The organism is Azospirillum picis (genome assembly GCF_017876115.1).
Taxonomy (GTDB): Bacteria; Pseudomonadota; Alphaproteobacteria; order Azospirillales; family Azospirillaceae; genus Azospirillum; species Azospirillum picis.
The window spans coordinates 33,626-47,867 of the sequence record NZ_JAGINO010000007.1; the positions used below are offsets into that span (position 1 = coordinate 33,626).

16 protein-coding genes are annotated in these 14,242 nt (G+C 68.8%); 9 read left to right on the forward strand and 7 right to left on the reverse strand.

What is annotated here, in order from left to right:
• The first annotated feature begins 119 nt into the window (after positions 1 to 119).
• From J2850_RS11885 to J2850_RS11915, 7 genes are all read left to right on the forward strand, one after another.
• Complete coding sequence (locus tag J2850_RS11885) at positions 120 to 278, forward strand: hypothetical protein (RefSeq protein WP_209981843.1); 159 nt, start codon at positions 120 to 122, stop codon at positions 276 to 278.
• On the forward strand, positions 275 to 1,018 hold the full coding sequence (locus J2850_RS11890; RefSeq protein ID WP_209981845.1) for a metal ABC transporter ATP-binding protein: 744 nt from the start codon (positions 275 to 277) through the stop codon (positions 1,016 to 1,018). Before J2850_RS11885 ends, J2850_RS11890 begins: the two co-directional genes overlap by 4 nt.
• Positions 1,015 to 1,893: a metal ABC transporter permease gene (locus tag J2850_RS11895; RefSeq protein WP_209981847.1), complete on the forward strand. Its 879-nt coding sequence runs from the start codon at positions 1,015 to 1,017 to the stop codon at positions 1,891 to 1,893. The genes J2850_RS11890 and J2850_RS11895 overlap by 4 nt, the downstream gene beginning before the upstream one ends.
• A 34-nt stretch (positions 1,894 to 1,927) precedes the next feature.
• On the forward strand, positions 1,928 to 2,848 hold the full coding sequence (locus J2850_RS11900) for a metal ABC transporter substrate-binding protein (protein ID WP_209981849.1): 921 nt from the start codon (positions 1,928 to 1,930) through the stop codon (positions 2,846 to 2,848).
• A 108-nt stretch (positions 2,849 to 2,956) separates the two neighbouring features.
• Positions 2,957 to 3,493, forward strand: coding sequence for a hypothetical protein (locus J2850_RS11905; protein WP_246513007.1), 537 nt, complete (start codon positions 2,957 to 2,959; stop codon positions 3,491 to 3,493).
• 158 nt (positions 3,494 to 3,651) lie between these two features.
• Positions 3,652 to 4,527: a GGDEF domain-containing response regulator gene (locus tag J2850_RS11910; RefSeq protein ID WP_209981851.1), complete on the forward strand. Its 876-nt coding sequence runs from the start codon at positions 3,652 to 3,654 to the stop codon at positions 4,525 to 4,527.
• A gap of 166 nt (positions 4,528 to 4,693) precedes the next feature.
• Entirely contained in the window at positions 4,694 to 6,946 is a 2,253-nt protein-coding gene (locus J2850_RS11915; protein WP_246513008.1) for a hybrid sensor histidine kinase/response regulator, read from the forward strand.
• 69 nt (positions 6,947 to 7,015) lie between these two features.
• On the opposite strand, the gene J2850_RS11920 is transcribed toward J2850_RS11915, so the two are convergent.
• The 5 genes from J2850_RS11920 to J2850_RS11940 form a co-directional block, all read right to left on the reverse strand.
• The gene (locus J2850_RS11920; protein WP_209981853.1) at positions 7,016 to 7,384 is read right to left on the reverse strand and encodes a response regulator transcription factor; all 369 of its coding nucleotides are present in this window, start codon (positions 7,382 to 7,384) and stop codon (positions 7,016 to 7,018) included.
• Positions 7,385 to 7,387: 3 nt separating this feature from the next.
• Complete coding sequence (locus J2850_RS11925) at positions 7,388 to 8,872, reverse strand: ATPase domain-containing protein (protein ID WP_209981855.1); 1,485 nt, start codon at positions 8,870 to 8,872, stop codon at positions 7,388 to 7,390.
• Positions 8,869 to 9,621 carry a sensor histidine kinase gene (locus J2850_RS11930; protein ID WP_209981857.1) on the reverse strand — a complete coding sequence of 251 codons (753 nt, stop codon included), beginning with the start codon at positions 9,619 to 9,621 and terminating at the stop codon, positions 8,869 to 8,871. The genes J2850_RS11925 and J2850_RS11930 overlap by 4 nt, the downstream gene beginning before the upstream one ends.
• A gap of 175 nt (positions 9,622 to 9,796) precedes the next feature.
• Positions 9,797 to 10,240, reverse strand: coding sequence for an NUDIX hydrolase (locus J2850_RS11935; protein ID WP_209981859.1), 444 nt, complete (start codon positions 10,238 to 10,240; stop codon positions 9,797 to 9,799).
• 113 nt (positions 10,241 to 10,353) lie between these two features.
• On the reverse strand, positions 10,354 to 11,562 hold the full coding sequence (locus J2850_RS11940; protein ID WP_209981861.1) for an MFS transporter: 1,209 nt from the start codon (positions 11,560 to 11,562) through the stop codon (positions 10,354 to 10,356).
• A gap of 153 nt (positions 11,563 to 11,715) precedes the next feature.
• Between J2850_RS11940 and J2850_RS11945 the strand changes: the two genes are divergently transcribed.
• Positions 11,716 to 12,492, forward strand: a complete 777-nt coding sequence (locus J2850_RS11945) for an AraC family transcriptional regulator (protein WP_209981863.1) — start codon at positions 11,716 to 11,718, stop codon at positions 12,490 to 12,492.
• Positions 12,493 to 12,501: 9 nt separating this feature from the next.
• Here the strand turns inward: J2850_RS11945 and J2850_RS11950 are convergent, their stop codons facing one another.
• A complete protein-coding gene (locus J2850_RS11950) occupies positions 12,502 to 13,149 on the reverse strand; it encodes a hypothetical protein (protein ID WP_209981865.1) in 648 nt (215 codons plus the stop codon).
• A gap of 55 nt (positions 13,150 to 13,204) precedes the next feature.
• Positions 13,205 to 13,639 (reverse strand): hypothetical protein, encoded by a 435-nt coding sequence (locus J2850_RS11955; RefSeq protein WP_209981867.1) that lies wholly within the window; start codon positions 13,637 to 13,639, stop codon positions 13,205 to 13,207.
• 219 nt (positions 13,640 to 13,858) lie between these two features.
• Between J2850_RS11955 and J2850_RS11960 the strand changes: the two genes are divergently transcribed.
• Positions 13,859 to 14,158: a hypothetical protein gene (locus J2850_RS11960; RefSeq protein WP_209981868.1), complete on the forward strand. Its 300-nt coding sequence runs from the start codon at positions 13,859 to 13,861 to the stop codon at positions 14,156 to 14,158.
• Positions 14,159 to 14,242: the final 84 nt, after the last annotated feature.

Genomic DNA, 14,242 nt, shown 5'->3' on the forward strand with positions numbered 1-14,242 from the left:
GTCGGGGAGGGGGCATGCATGCCCCAAGACCGCCAAGTTCCTCCGCCCGGTCATTTCCGCTTGCCAGAGACGTTACGTTATAACATTACTATCGCGGCTCCGCCCATCCGAGACCGCGCATGCTCCACCGCACTCTCCCTGCCCGTTCGGCGCTCGCCGCCTCCGCCCTGACCCGCATTGCCGGCGCGCTGCTGCTCTGCGCGCTGCTCTGGCTCACCGTCGCCTGGGCACTGGACTGGGCGCCGGATTGGGCGCCGGGTTGGGGCACTCTGCCGTGAGCGCCGCAGTCCGCCTGACCGACCTGACGCTCGGCTACCGCCGCCATCCGGCGGTCCACCATCTGTCGGGCGGTTTCGCCGACGGGTCGCTGACCGCCGTGGTCGGCCCCAACGGGGCCGGCAAAAGCACGCTGCTGAAGGCCATCTCCGGTGCGCTGAAACCGCTGGACGGGCGGGTTGCGCTGCAGGGGCTGACCGCCCGCGACATCGCCTATCTGCCGCAGCAGGCCGAGGTCGACCGCAGCTTCCCGATCGACGTGATCGACACCATCCTGCTCGGCCACTGGCGCCGGGTCGGACCCTTCCGCGCCGTCGGCCAGGAGTTGCGCTCCCAGGCGGAGGAGGCGCTGGCACTGGTCGGCCTGTCCGGCTTCGAGCGACGCCCGATCGCCGCGCTGTCCGCCGGCCAGTTCCAGCGCGCGCTGTTCGCCCGCATGCTGCTGCAGGACGCCCGGCTGATCCTGCTCGACGAGCCCTTCACCGCCATCGACGCCCGCACCACCGCCGACCTGCTGGCAGTGGTGCGGCGCTGGCATGGTGAACAGCGGACCGTGGTCGCGGTGCTGCATGATTTCGAGCAGGTGCGCGCCCACTTCCCCGAAACGCTGCTGCTGGCCCGCGAGCCCGTCGCCTGGGGCCGCACCGTCGATACGCTGACCTCCGCCAACCTCGCCCGTGCCCGCGCGATGGCCGAGTCCTGGGACGAGCGCGCAGGCCCCTGCCGCCGGGGGATGCCATGACACCGTACGAGCTGGTCGCCGCCCCATTCCTGGAGTTCGGCTTCATGCGCCGCGCGCTGGCCGCCTGCCTCGCCCTGTCGCTTGGCTGCGGACCCGTCGGGGTGCTGCTGGTGCTGCGGCGGATGAGCCTGATGGGCGACGCCCTGTCCCATGCGGTCCTGCCGGGAGCCGCCGTCGGCTTCCTGGCCGCCGGGTTGTCGCTGTGGGCGATGAGCATCGGCGGCATCGTCGCCGGCTTGGCGGTGGCGCTGCTGGCCGGTCTGGTGTCGCGCGCCACCCCGCTGCGCGAGGACGCCAGCTTTGCCGCCTTCTACCTGATATCGCTGGCCGCCGGCGTGCTGATCGTGTCGACGCGCGGCAGCAACCTCGACCTGATGCATGTGCTGTTCGGCACCATCCTCGCCGTCGACGACGGCGGGCTGCTCCTGGTCGCCGGCGTCGCCACCCTCACGCTGCTGGCGCTGGCCCTGCTCTATCGGCCGCTGGTGGTGGAGAGCTTCGACCCCGGCTTCCTGCAGGCCGTCGGCGGCCGCGGGCCAGGTGCCGCCTGCCATCTGCTGTTCCTGGTGCTGGTGGTCCTCAATCTGGTCGGCGGCTTCCAGGCATTGGGAACGCTGATGGCGGTCGGGCTGATGATGCTTCCGGCCGCGGCAGCCCGCTTCTGGGCGGAGCGGGTGGCGACGCTGGCCCTGGCCGCCATGGCGGTCGCCTTCGCGTCCGGTGTCGGCGGCCTGCTGCTGTCCTTCCACCTCGACCTGCCGTCGGGTCCCGCCATCGTCCTGGCGGCCGGCGGCGCCTACCTGCTCTCGCTGGCCGTCGGGCCGGTGGGCAGCCTGCGGGTGCGCTGGTTCCCGCGCCGCCATCTGGCGGCCTGATCCGGCCACCCTTTCCGGAAAAGGAGTCATCGTCATGAAACACCTGTTCGGCGCCGCACTCGCGGCGGCGCTGGCCCTGGCCGCCCTGCCGGCCACCGCCGCCCCGCTGAAGGTCGTCGCAACCTTCAGCATCCTCGGCGACATGGTCCGCCAAATCGGCGGCGACGAGGTGTCGGTGACGACGCTGGTTGGTCCCGACGGCGACGCCCACGTCTACGAACCGACCCCGGCCGATGCCCGCGCCATCGCCGGCGCCGACCTCGTCATCGTCAACGGCCTGGGGATGGAGGGCTGGATCGACCGGCTGGTGACGGCGTCCGGCTACAAGGGGCCTGTGACGGTCGCCAGCACGGGCGTCGAGCCGCTTGCCGCCGCCGGAGAGGACCACGGGCACGGGCACGGCCACAACCATGAGCACGACGCCGTCGACCCGCATGCCTGGCAGTCGGTGGCCAATGCCCGGATCTATGCCGGCAACATCCTGAAAGGCATGGCTGCCGCGGATCCGGGCATGGCCGGCACGCTGCGCGCCAACCATGCCGCCTTCGCGGCGACGCTCGACGCCCTGGAGACGGAGATCCGGACCGGGCTCTCCGCCATCCCGCGCAAGGACCGCAAGATCGTCACCTCGCACGATGCCTTCGGCTATTACGGCCATGCCTACGGCGTCACCTTCCTCGCCCCGGTCGGCCTGTCCACCGAGGCGGAACCTGCGGCCGGCGGCATCGCCCGGCTGATCCGCCAGATCCGGAAGGAGAGGATCAGGGCGGTCTTCGTCGAATCCATCGCCGACCCCCGCATGCTGGAGCAGATCGCCCGCGAGACAGGCGCACGCATCGGCGGCCGGGTCTATTCCGACGCCCTGTCGCCCCCCGACGGGCCTGCCGCCACCTATGTCGACATGATGCGGCACAATCTGGCGGCGTTCACCAGGGCACTGGCCCCGGCGAGCTGAGGCGGCCGGAACGGCCAAGGTCACGCATTGGCCACGGGCGCGGCGCGGACCCGAAGGGATAGGGTGCGGCCAACCAGGAACGAAGCCAAGCGACAAGTGCCCTGCCCGATGACCGCCCGCCCCGGCCATTTCCGCTCCACCCGCCAGATCCTTGCCCGCCAGATCCTTGCCCGGCCGATTCTTGCCGCCGCGATCCTCGGCTTGGCCGGCTGCTCCAGCGTCGGATCCGCGGTGACCGGGGTCACCACCGCCGGCGTCGCCGCCACCGTGGGGTCGGCGACCGCCAGCCCCATCCTCGGCCTGATCGCCGGCGCCGGCGCCAGCTACGGCATCGACCAGGGCGTGAAATATGCGGAACGCCGCATCACCGACAATGTCCACCATGCGGTCGCCGCGGCGGCCGGGCCGCTGGGCGTCGGGCAATCGGCGGCATGGCGGGTGGAGGAGAAGCTGCCGATGAGCGGGAAGTCCGGGACCGTCGAGGTGGCCCGGACCTTCGGCGCCGCCATCCCGTGCAAGGACGTGGTCTTCACCGTCGACGACGCACCAGACTTGACCGTCACGACGATCTGCCAGCGCAAGGACGGCCATTGGCAATGGGCGCTGGCGGAACCGGCCACCCGCCGCTGGGGCAGCCTGCAATGAGGCGGGCGCGATGCGCCGGCCGCCCCTGCCGGAAGTCCGGCGCGCAGTCGGGGCGGTTCAAGTACGGGCGGTTCACGACACTTTAACCGCGGCGTGCTATCGGTTGCCCGCGCATCCAGGGGAGCGGTCACAGGCGTCCGACAGCGCAAGAGGGTGAAATGCGTGTCCTGATTGCTGACGACACCATCGTCATGCGCATGATGTTGTCCAGTTGGGTGGAAACCATGGGCTTCACCCCGGTGGTCGCGCAGGACGGCGCGGAAGCGTTGGACATCGCGTTCCAGGGTGGGTTCGACATCGCGGTCCTCGATTGGGAAATGCCGAAGCTGACCGGCATGGAGGTCATCCGTGAACTGAAGGAGCACCCGAGAACCAGCTACGGCCACCTGATCCTGGTGACCGGGCGCAGCGACCAGAACAGCCTGATCCAGGCGCTGGACGGTGGGGCCGACGACTTCATCCGCAAGCCTCTGGTCCCGGCCGAAGTGGTCGCCCGGCTTCGCGCCGGTGCCCGCATCGTCGAACTGCGCAACAGGATCATGCGTCTTGCGGAAACCGATCCGCTGACCGGCGCGGCCAACCGCCGCTGCTTCCTGGAACGCGCCCAAACCGCCGTCGCCGATGCCGGGCGGCGCCAGCGCTCGCTGTCGGTGCTGCTGCTGGACATCGATCATTTCAAGTCGGTGAACGACACGCGCGGCCATGCCGGCGGCGACGAGGCGCTGAAGCGCTTCGTGGAAGCCTGTGGAACGGCGCTGCGGCCGACCGACCTGCTCGGCCGGTTCGGCGGCGAGGAATTCGCCGTCCTGCTGCCGGAAACCAACCCGTACCTGGCGGTCGCCGTCGCCGACAGGGTGAGGGCGGCGATCGAGGCGACGACCATCCACCATGATGGCGACAGCTTCCGCATCACCGCCAGCATCGGGGTCTCCGGGATCGGGGCCGACGGCCTGGACGCAGCCCTGTCACGAGCCGACGCCGCCCTGTACGAGGCCAAGCGGGCCGGACGGAACCGTGTCGAAATGGCGCGATAAAGCCCGTTTCCCGAGGCGGCAATGGCGTTTTCGCATGGGTGCCGCCGCGGCATCGGGGTTGCACGTCTTGTCGGCCGGGCCGGGAGTCGCCACATGTGCGGCTTGTTGCGAACCCTTCCGTAGGGATGGGGCGGAGGACCAACAACGGGCACGCCGGGCTTCATAGATGGCAACGACAACCCTCGGCGTGAGAGCCTGGCTTCTCCTCCTGTCCCTGCTCACCTCCCTTCCGCTTTTCGCCTTCGCCGGGTATGCGACGTACCGTCTTGCGCAGGCGGAGCAGGACGCGACGCTCACCAACCTCGTCCAGCGCAATGATGCCGCGGCGAGTTCGGTGCGCCAGCACCTGCAGAGCTGGTCGACGCTGCTGATGACCCTGGCGAGGTCGGACGCCGCCCTGAACGGCGATGTCCACAGCCTGTACGACCATGCGATCCGGATGAAGGAGCTCTACCCCGACATCGCCAGCATCTCCCTCAACGACCGGCTCGGCAATTCGCTGTTCGATACGCTGACGGCCTTCGACACTGACCTGGCGCCGACCCGCCAGCCGGAGATGGTGGAACGGATTCTCGCCACCGGGCAGCCGCAGTTGTCGGATGTCTTCATGGGTGCCACCGGCAATTCCCTGAAGATGGCGATCGGCGTGCCCGTGACGGTTTCCGGCGGCACCGTCTACAGCCTGCAGCTCAACGTGCCGGTAAGGGCGTTGAACGCCGTCCTCGATGCCGAGAACCTGCCGCAAGGCTGGTACGCGGCGATCGTCAACCGCCAGGGCACGGTGCTGGCACGGAACCGGGCACCGGAGGAGGTCGTCGGCCGCAAGGCGACGGCACCGTTCCTCAAGGTCCTGGAACATGCCAGGCGGGGTGTCCTGGACCTGCCGTCGGTCGACGGCACGAACCTGACGAGGGCGTTCGTCAAGGTGGCGCCCTGGGACGTCACGGTGATGGTCGGCGTACCCGAGGACGTCTACTGGGCGCCCCTGAAGCAATCCCTCGTCCTCATCGTCTCGGGTGGCCTTGCGTTCGTCGCCATCGGGCTGACGCTCGCGGCATGGTTCTCAGGGCGCCTCGCGCGGGACGTCGCCGATGCGTCGGTGGCGGCCACGGCGCTTGGGCGCGGAGAGGCGCCTTCCCCCCGGCGGACCCGCATCCGCGAGGTCAACGCGCTCGGCCGCGCGCTGTTGGACGCGCACGAACTGCTGCGCCGCCACGACGAGGCCCGCGCGGCGGAGCACCGGGCCGCCCTGGAGGCCAAGGCGGAAGCCGAGCAGGCGAACCTGTCGAAGAGCAAGTTCCTGGCTTCCGCAAGCCACGACCTGCGTCAGCCCCTGCAGTCCATGATGCTGTTCGCGAGCGTGCTCCAGCCGCATGTGCAAGGCGAACAGGGCGCGAAGGCGCTCGCCCATCTCGGGCGCGGGCTCGATGCCCTCAAGGAACTGCTGGACAGCCTCCTCGACATCTCCCGGCTCGATGCCGGCGTCGTCGACCCGACGCTGGAGGATTTCGATGTCGGCTCCATCCTCGGCCCGATCATCACGGCCTACGACGGCGTGGCGAGAAGCAAGGGGCTGGCGCTGGAGGCCACCGCCTGTTCGGCATCGGTGCGCAGCGACCGCACGCTGCTGGCGCGGATGATCCGGAACCTTCTGGAGAACGCGGTCCGCTACACCAGGGCCGGGGCGATCCGCGTGACCTGCCATGCGGATGGCGGCCGCCTGCGGATCGCGGTCAGCGACACCGGCATCGGCATTCCGGCCGACCATCTCGCCCGGATCTGGGAAGAGTTCCATCAGGTCGCCAATCAGGAGCGGGACCGCAGCCAGGGGTTGGGACTGGGGCTGGCGATCGTCCGGCGGCTTTCCGCCCTTCTCGACCATCCCGTCGACGTGCGGTCCACCCCGGACCAGGGCTCCGTCTTCACCATTTCGATCCCGCTCGGGGCCGCGGTGGCCGACCCGGCGCCGGAACCCGCGTCCTTCGCACCGCCACCGGGCGTCCGGAACCGGTTCGCCGTCATCATCGATGACGACGCCATGGTTCTGCTCGGCCTGACGACCCTGCTGGAGGACTGGGGGTATCGGGTGCTGACCGCCACGTCTGCCGAGCGTGCGCTCGCCGGCCTGGCCGGCGCCGGAAGGCGGCCGGACATCATCCTGTGCGACTTCAGCCTCCCGCATTGCACCGGCACCGAGACGATCCTAAAGATTCGTCGGCGCTACGGCGCGGACCTCCCCGGTATCCTGCTGACGGGCGAGACCGACGGCGAGGTCGCGCGGGAAGCCTCGCGGCACGGGCTGCACCTCATCCACAAGCCCGTTACGCCGCGACAGCTCGCCGCCACCATTCAGGAGCTTGCGGGATCGGGGCCGGGGCCGGGATCGGAGTCGGCATCCGGGCCGGTCGTGGGCCGCTGACGCCGCCGTCCTGCCCGCCGCCGTCCTGCCCGTCGCAGCCGGCCTGGAGCGATCCCGCCGGCGCCGCCCTCATCCCTCCGACAGGATCGCGGCCACGCGGTGGAGGAAGAGGGGGACCGAGAAGGGCTTGCGCAGGTAGGCGACGTAATCGGTGAAATCCCGCTTGACCGTCAGTTCGGGCACGGCGCTCATCATGATGATCGGAATGTCCTGCCAGGCCGGGTCGGCACGCAACGCCCTGGCCAGCCCGATGCCGTCCAGCACCGGCATCATGAAATCGGTGACGACCAGATCCGGGGCGACCGCCTCCTCCGCCAGCCGGTTCAGCGCCTGGCGGCCATTGGCCGCCACCAGAACCCGATAGCCCTCCTCTTCGAGGATGGAACCGAGCACGGCGGCGATCCCGAATTCGTCTTCGACCAGCAGGATGGTTTTCACGCATCACTCCCGCGGCGACGGCCGTTCTGAGGAAACCGGCCCGGACGATGCCAGGGCATCGGGGGTGACAGCGTAGCCGGGAAGCGGGCCGAGGATGCCGATGCCCGCGTCCGTGATCCGGAACTCCTGCAGCGCGGGATCGAACCCGCTGTCCCTGATCTTGGTGATCGACAGCAGGCGCCTGATCCGGCCCTCGACCTCGACATAGCGCAGGATGATCAGGTTCTCGACCAGGGTGGAGACGCCATAGATCGGCACCTGCACCGCCGAGCCGATCAGGTTGCGCATTTCCCAGAGGAAGAGGGAGGTGACGCCCAGCCCGCGCAGCTCGTTCGACAGGGTCGACAGGAAGCGGCTCATCCGGTCGGGATGGATGGAGGATTCCAGGAAGCCGTCCAGCCCGTCCACGACCAGCCGCCGCACGCCGCGGCTCCTGACGGCTTCCAGCAACCGGTGCGCCAGCTCGTCCAGGATGCTCTCGCCCTGTGCCTGCCAGACGAACGCCAGGCTTCCCTGCCGCTCCAGCGTCGCCAGGTCGATCCCCAGGGACGCCGCCTTGTCGCGCAGGCGGACCGGCGTCTCGTAGAACCCGAACAGCAGGCCCGGCTCCGCCTCGCTGCACTGCGCCAGGAAATGGAGGCCGAAGGTCGTCTTGCCGATGCCGGTCGGCCCCACCAGGATGGTGGTGGTCGCCTGCAGGATGCCGCCGCCGATGAGCGGGTCCAGCCCCTCGATCCCGGTCGCCACACGGGTGCGGAGCGGCTGTTCCGGATGGGCGGGAACCGCGTACATGGCCTCGATGCGGGGATAGACCACCAGCCCGTCGCCGGTGATCCGGAACGGGTGGCGGCCGCGCAGCGACGCGCTGCCACGGAACTTGCGGACCTGCAGGCTGCGCTCCGTCCTCACCTCGAAAAGCCGGTCGTCCAGCTCGATCAGGCCGTCGACCATCGTATGCTCGGCCCTGACCGGCCCGGCGCTGCCGCTGGTCAGCAGCAGGACCGTGCAGTCGTTCATCGACGCATGCATCTGCAATTCATGCACGAACTTCTTGAACTCGCGGTCGGAGCCGGCCTGCTCCTCCGCCGCGACCAGGCCGTCCAGGATCAGCAGGCTCGCATGGTGGGCCCGGATCTCGCGCTGCAGGAGGTCGCGCAGCCCGGAAAGCCCGTCCTCCTCCAGGGTGTTGAACGCGCTGATGTAATAGAGCCGGTCGGGGATGATCGTCTCGTCGAAGAAACGCATCGGCCGCAGGTGCTGCAGCATGCGGCTGTGCGATTCCGCAAGCAGCGTGACATAGGCGGCCCGCCCGCCGGCGGCGACATGGTTGAAGCATATCTGGTTCGCCAGGATGGTCTTGCCCGCCCCGGGAACGCCCTGGATGATGTAGACCCCGCCTTTGAGGAAACCGCCTCTCAGCACGGTGTCCAGGCCGGCGATGCCGCTCGGGACGCGTTCGAGTTCCAAGCTGTGACGGTCGTCTGTCATGGGCTCTGCGGTTCTTTCGGTGTTGCGTCCAACGGCAGCCGGATCGTGAAGGCTGCCCCGTCGCCCGGCCTGCTGTCGACGGCGATGCTACCACCATGCGCCTGCAGGAGCGAACGGACCAGCCACAATCCGATCCCGAACCCGGCCCGCTTCCGGCTGGAGACGACCTGCTCGAAGCGCCCGAAGATGCGGTCCTGCGCCTCCGGCGGGATGCCCGGCCCCTGGTCGCGCACCGTCAGGCGGGCCTCGTCGCCCTCCCGCGCGAGCAACAGGTCGACGGGGCCGCCCGCCCCGTACCGGATCGCGTTGGACAGCAGGTTTCCGACGATCTGCTCCATCGCAAGCCGGTCCCACCGCCCCGGCAGGGTGCGCGGCAGGTCGAGACGGAGCGTCGCATCGGTATGCGCCGCCTCCGCCGCATAGCTTTCCGCGGTCTGCCTGACCAGGGCCGCCAGGTCGAACGGCTCGACATGGATCTCGCCATGCCCGGCGTTGAGGCGCGACACGTCGAGCAGCGTCGTCGCACGCTCCACATAGCGCTTGAGGGCCTTCTCCGCCTGATCCATCGCGCCCACCATGACGCCGTCGCCGCTCGCCTGCGCCATGCGGCCGACGGTGTCCAGGATCAGGCTCAGGGCATACATCGGGTTGCGCAGCTCGTGCGCGGCGATGGCCAGGAAGTCATCGCGCGCACGCACGGCGTCCTCCAGCTCCCGGATGCGGGCCGTCAGATCATCCTCGTGCGTCATCGCACACGCGTGCGGGCATTGACGCTCGCTTCCAGCACGAAATCCTCATTGTCGCCGACAGGACGGGCTTGCCCATGATAGCAGGGTGCCGCCGCCGGCGAAGACAGCTATCCGCATGGCCGGCCGGAATCTCAAGCGCTGCGGCGCCGGCGACGCAGCCCCGGATGAAGCGCCGTCAGGAGCCGGCGGTGACCGACGCCGCCGGATTTCCCAGATCCAGAAGCAGGGGCACCAGCCCGCTTTCGCTGATGGCCTCCGCCGCCTGCTCCGGACTCATCCAGCAGCGCTCCCGCTCGTGCTGCTCGGGCCATTCCGCCAGTTCCTCCCGGACATCCAGCAGGTAGACGACGACCTCGCACTCGACGGAGCGATCGCCGGCCAGGCGCTTCTGGTAGCGGTAGGTGCCGGCCGGATGCTTGCTGACCTTGCCGCGGACACCGGCCTCCTCGAACGCCTCCCGCGCGGCCATGTCGCGCGGCCTGACCTTCTTCTCGGTCCAGCCTTTCGGAACGATCCAGCGTCGCGTCTCACGGGACGTGATCAACAGCACCTCGACGCGGTTCGCGAGGAACCGGTATGGCAGTGCGGCGCATTGGGTGCGGATTTTCTCGGTGCTCATTACTCCCAATGTTGCCTGCCGTGCCTGCCACTTCAATCCGTTTTGCGTCGGGAAAAACCGCTATTGCCTTCCGCACAACACCGATCGGGAGACCGGCGGCCGGCTCCCCGGCATTATGCCGCCCGCCGCGCCCGGTCCTCGGTGTTGGGCAGGAGGGCGGTCAGCAGGCCGAGCAGCGGCAGGTAGGAGCAGGCCGCATAGACGAAGTCGATCCCCATCCGGTCGGCCACGAGGCCGAGCCCGGCGGCGCCGAGGCCGCCGACCCCGAAGGCCAGCCCGAAGAACAGTCCGGAGACCGTGCCGACCCGGCCGGGAAGCAGTTCCTGCGCATAGACGACGATCGCCGGGAATGCCGACGCCAGCGCCAGGCCGATCACCACGCTGAGCGCGACCGTCGCCGTCAGGCCGACATAGGGCAACGCCAGCGTGAAGGGCAGGATGCCGAGGATCGAGACCCAGATGACGGTCTTGCGGCCGATCCGGTCGCCGATCGGGCCGCCGATCACCGTCCCGGCCGCGACGGCTGCCAGAAAGGCGAACAGGCAGAGCTGCGCCGTTCCGGTGGACAGCGCGAAGCGCTCCATCAGGTAGAAGGTGTAGTAGCTGGAGATGCTGGCGAGATAGACGTACTTGGAAATGATCAGCGCGATCAGGATGGCGATGGCACGGGCGACCTGGCCGGCCGGCAGGTCGTTCCCCGGCACCGCCGCACCGCCCCGCGCCCGCGGCTTCCCGTTGAGCCGGTGCCAGCTCCCCAGCCGGGCCAGCACCACCATGCCGGCAAGCGCCGCGAAGGCGAACCAGGCCAGGCTGCCCTGCCCATGCGGCAGGATGATGAACGCCGCCAGCAGCGGCCCCAATGCCGACCCCAGGTTCCCGCCGACCTGGAACAGCGACTGCGCCAGCCCATGGGCGCCGCCGGACGCCATCCGGGCGAGGCGCGACGCCTCCGGATGGAAGATGGAGGACCCGAAGCCCAGCAGCACCCCTCCGGCGAGCAGCGCCGGAAAGCCGGGCGCCGCAGCCAGGGTGAGAAGGCCGAGCAGGGTCGATCCCATGCCGAGGACCAGCGAATAGGGCATCGGCCTGCGGTCGGTGACGAGACCGACGACGGGCTGCAGCAGCGACGCCGTCACCTGGTAGGTCAGGGTGAGCAGGCCGAGCTGGGAGAAGCTGAGGCCGAAGCTGTCCTTCAGGATCGGGTAGATCGCCGGCAGCAGCGACTGGATCATGTCGTTGAGCAGATGGCAGGCGCTGATCGCGCCGAGAACGGAAAAGGCCGTCACGCCGGGGCTCGGCCGGCTCAAGGTGGTCTCAGTCACGGGGTCGGGCCCTTTTCTCTCTGGCTTGCGGGGCGCCGATGCGGCCGGTCCGGCCGGGAGCCCCGATGCTGTTGCGCTCCATGGACCACGAGCCTAGGGTCGGCAACAACGGCCCGCCACTGCGGTTAGGCCAATTCCTTACGCGAGTGGGCCATGGTCCGGAATGTCCGCATTGACGAGATCGACGCCGTCCCACGGCCGCTGATCGCCACCAGGCACGATTATCCCGACGGCGGCAGCCTCTCGCTCCACCGGCATCGCCGCGGCCAACTGATCTCCAGCGCCAGCGGCGTGCTGATCATGTCGACGCCCCAGGGCCGCTGGGTGGTGCCGCCGGGCTTCGGCCTGTGGATCCCGCCGGGCGTCATGCATGAGGTCAGGATGTCCGGCATGGTGACGACGCACAGCCTCTACCTGGAGCCGTCCCTGTCGGAGGCCATGCCGGACCGCTGCCAGGTCGTCGGCCTGTCGACCCTGGTGCGCAGCCTGATCGCGCGGGCCATGGACGTTCCGGCGGACTATGATCCGGACAGCCATGACGGCGCGGTGATGGCGCTGATCCGGTACGAGATGCTGCATCTGCCGGCCCAGTCGCTGTCCGTGCCGTTCCCGTCCCATCCGGCCCTGGCCGAGCGCTGCCGGCGCTTCCTGCTGGCACCGACCGTGCACGAGACGATCGCGCAGTGGAGCGGCTCGCTGGGCGTCAGCCGGCGCGCCTTCACGCGGCTGTTCCGCCACGAAACCGGCTTGAGCTTCCTCGAATGGCGCCAGCAGGCATGCCTCGCCGCCGCCCTGCCGCGGCTGGTCGAAGGCGACCCGATCACCACGGTCGCCATCGACCTCGGCTACGACAATCCCGCGGCCTTCACGGCGATGTTCAAGCGCGTGCTCGGGTCGTCGCCGCGCGCCTATCTTGGGCGCGCCGGCTGACGCCGGCCTTCAGCCGATCGTCACCGGCCCGGTCTTCCCCAGCTTGCCGACCTTCAGCAGGTAGTAGCTGCCGAGGTTGTCGATGAATTGCTGGAAATAGATGGTCCATTTGCCCTTGGCCCGGACGCCGACCATGCAGACGCGGAGATTGTCCTGGAACTGCCCGTTCATGGTCATGTAGTCGGACTTGTGCATCGAATGGGTGTCGCCGCGCAGCATCGTGCGCATCTCCCCCTCGTCGGTGCGGCCCTCTTCCGTCTGCAGGTTGGCGTGGGACACCGTGCAGACCCCGTTCCTGAATTCGGTGAAGCCGAAGGAACAGCCGTCCATCAGCGGGGTGAACATGATCTGCGCCTCGTCGCGCAGTTGGGCGACGTGCAGGTGGTTCTGTTCGTAGGGAAGCCAATAGGCCTTGAGTTCGCTCCCGCCGCCCCGTGCATGGGGGCGGATCGACCAGACCGTGACGTCCTTGTCGGCCTTGTGCTTGGAGATGATGCCGGTGCCCTTGCGCTTGCATTCCATGCCGTCGGCGTTCAGCCAGAAGCTGCGGGCCGACGGGACGCGGTAACCGGGATCGTTCGGGCTGAACAGCGGCAGGAACATGTTGTTCTTGAGGAAGCTGTCCGGGTTGGACGTGAAGTCCGCGACTGTCGGCATGTGGCGGCGACTTTCCTGCTGAAGGCGGTCTTGATTCCCGGCGCGGTGCCGGGGCTCACATGGCGTCCGGCGCGTCGACCCAGTAGTCGCTGGGGCTCTCGCCGTCGCCGAGGCTGTAATAAGGCTTGAGCCCGGCATAATTGCCGGACTTGTCGCGCCAGACCCACCAGACGACGAACACGCTGTCGTCGCTGCGCGTCATGCCGACCAGGTAGCTGACCTCGCCGCCGCCATGCGCAAGCTTGCGCACGATGTCGTTCTGGTTGGCGAGGAAGGGTGCCCGCAGGCCGGGGCGGAAGCGCGCCTTGTTCAGGAGTTCCGCGAAGGACGTGCAGTTGAACGTGGTCGTGCCGCCCTTTTCCGCCATCCACTGGCTGGTCTTCTGGTATTCCGGAACGCGCACGCGGGCGCGGTTCTCGCGCAGCTTCCCCTGGAAATCCGTTTTCCCTTGTGCCCGTTCCGCCGATTTACGCTTCAACCATTCCAGCATGGCGGCAGCCCTTTTCCCTGACCGAAAGAAGTATGGCAGCCCCGATCTTTCTTGTCATTCCAAGAACGGCACAATCCGAACACCCGACCATCGGCGTCTTGATGTATTCGGAGTTGCGGCCGGGCGGCGGCAGAGCACGGCAAGACGCGCCCGCCGCCTTGATTTGCCGCTTCGCGGTGCATTGTTTCGTGTCTGAAATATCGTGTCACCAATTCATCGATGACCGTCGATTGCATGGGCTGCTACGATCCTCCTCGGACGTCGGGGAGCATCGGCTTGCGCTACTACATCATCGAGGACGAGGATGGCTGGCAGGTGGTCGATGGATGGACCCATCTGGTCGCCGTGGCCGCCGGGCTCTCGCTGCACGGTCTTTCCTTCCACAAGGCCGACGACCTCGCCGAACTGCTGAACCGGGAGGCCCAGTGCAAGCCGGCCGTTCCCCATCTCCAGCCCAGGGCCTGCCACCTTGCCCTGCCGGCAGCGGCCCCCGGGACCGAATCCCCCTCCACATTGTGACCGGCGCAGGCGTGATCGCCCGACCGGGGACGCACGCGGAAAACTGAAGCCCCGGTGTGGCAGCCTCCAGCGGCCCCGGAGGCC

Excerpts from the sequence above, each read along its gene's own strand:
- J2850_RS11885 (WP_209981843.1), top strand. The coding sequence starts at position 120 with ATGCTCCACCGCACTCTCCCTGCCCGTTCGGCGCTCGCCGCCTCCGCC.
- J2850_RS11895 (WP_209981847.1), top strand. The coding sequence starts at position 1,015 with ATGACACCGTACGAGCTGGTCGCCGCCCCATTCCTGGAGTTCGGCTTC.
- J2850_RS11900 (WP_209981849.1), top strand. The coding sequence starts at position 1,928 with ATGAAACACCTGTTCGGCGCCGCACTCGCGGCGGCGCTGGCCCTGGCC.
- J2850_RS11905 (WP_246513007.1), top strand. The coding sequence starts at position 2,957 with ATGACCGCCCGCCCCGGCCATTTCCGCTCCACCCGCCAGATCCTTGCC.
- J2850_RS11910 (WP_209981851.1), top strand. The coding sequence starts at position 3,652 with ATGCGTGTCCTGATTGCTGACGACACCATCGTCATGCGCATGATGTTG.
- J2850_RS11915 (WP_246513008.1), top strand. The coding sequence starts at position 4,694 with ATGGCAACGACAACCCTCGGCGTGAGAGCCTGGCTTCTCCTCCTGTCC.
- J2850_RS11925 (WP_209981855.1), bottom strand. The coding sequence starts at position 8,872 with ATGACAGACGACCGTCACAGCTTGGAACTCGAACGCGTCCCGAGCGGC.
- J2850_RS11930 (WP_209981857.1), bottom strand. The coding sequence starts at position 9,621 with ATGACGCACGAGGATGATCTGACGGCCCGCATCCGGGAGCTGGAGGAC.
- J2850_RS11935 (WP_209981859.1), bottom strand. The coding sequence starts at position 10,240 with ATGAGCACCGAGAAAATCCGCACCCAATGCGCCGCACTGCCATACCGG.
- J2850_RS11945 (WP_209981863.1), top strand. The coding sequence starts at position 11,716 with ATGGTCCGGAATGTCCGCATTGACGAGATCGACGCCGTCCCACGGCCG.
- J2850_RS11950 (WP_209981865.1), bottom strand. The coding sequence starts at position 13,149 with ATGCCGACAGTCGCGGACTTCACGTCCAACCCGGACAGCTTCCTCAAG.
- J2850_RS11955 (WP_209981867.1), bottom strand. The coding sequence starts at position 13,639 with ATGCTGGAATGGTTGAAGCGTAAATCGGCGGAACGGGCACAAGGGAAA.
- J2850_RS11960 (WP_209981868.1), top strand. The coding sequence starts at position 13,859 with ATGACCGTCGATTGCATGGGCTGCTACGATCCTCCTCGGACGTCGGGG.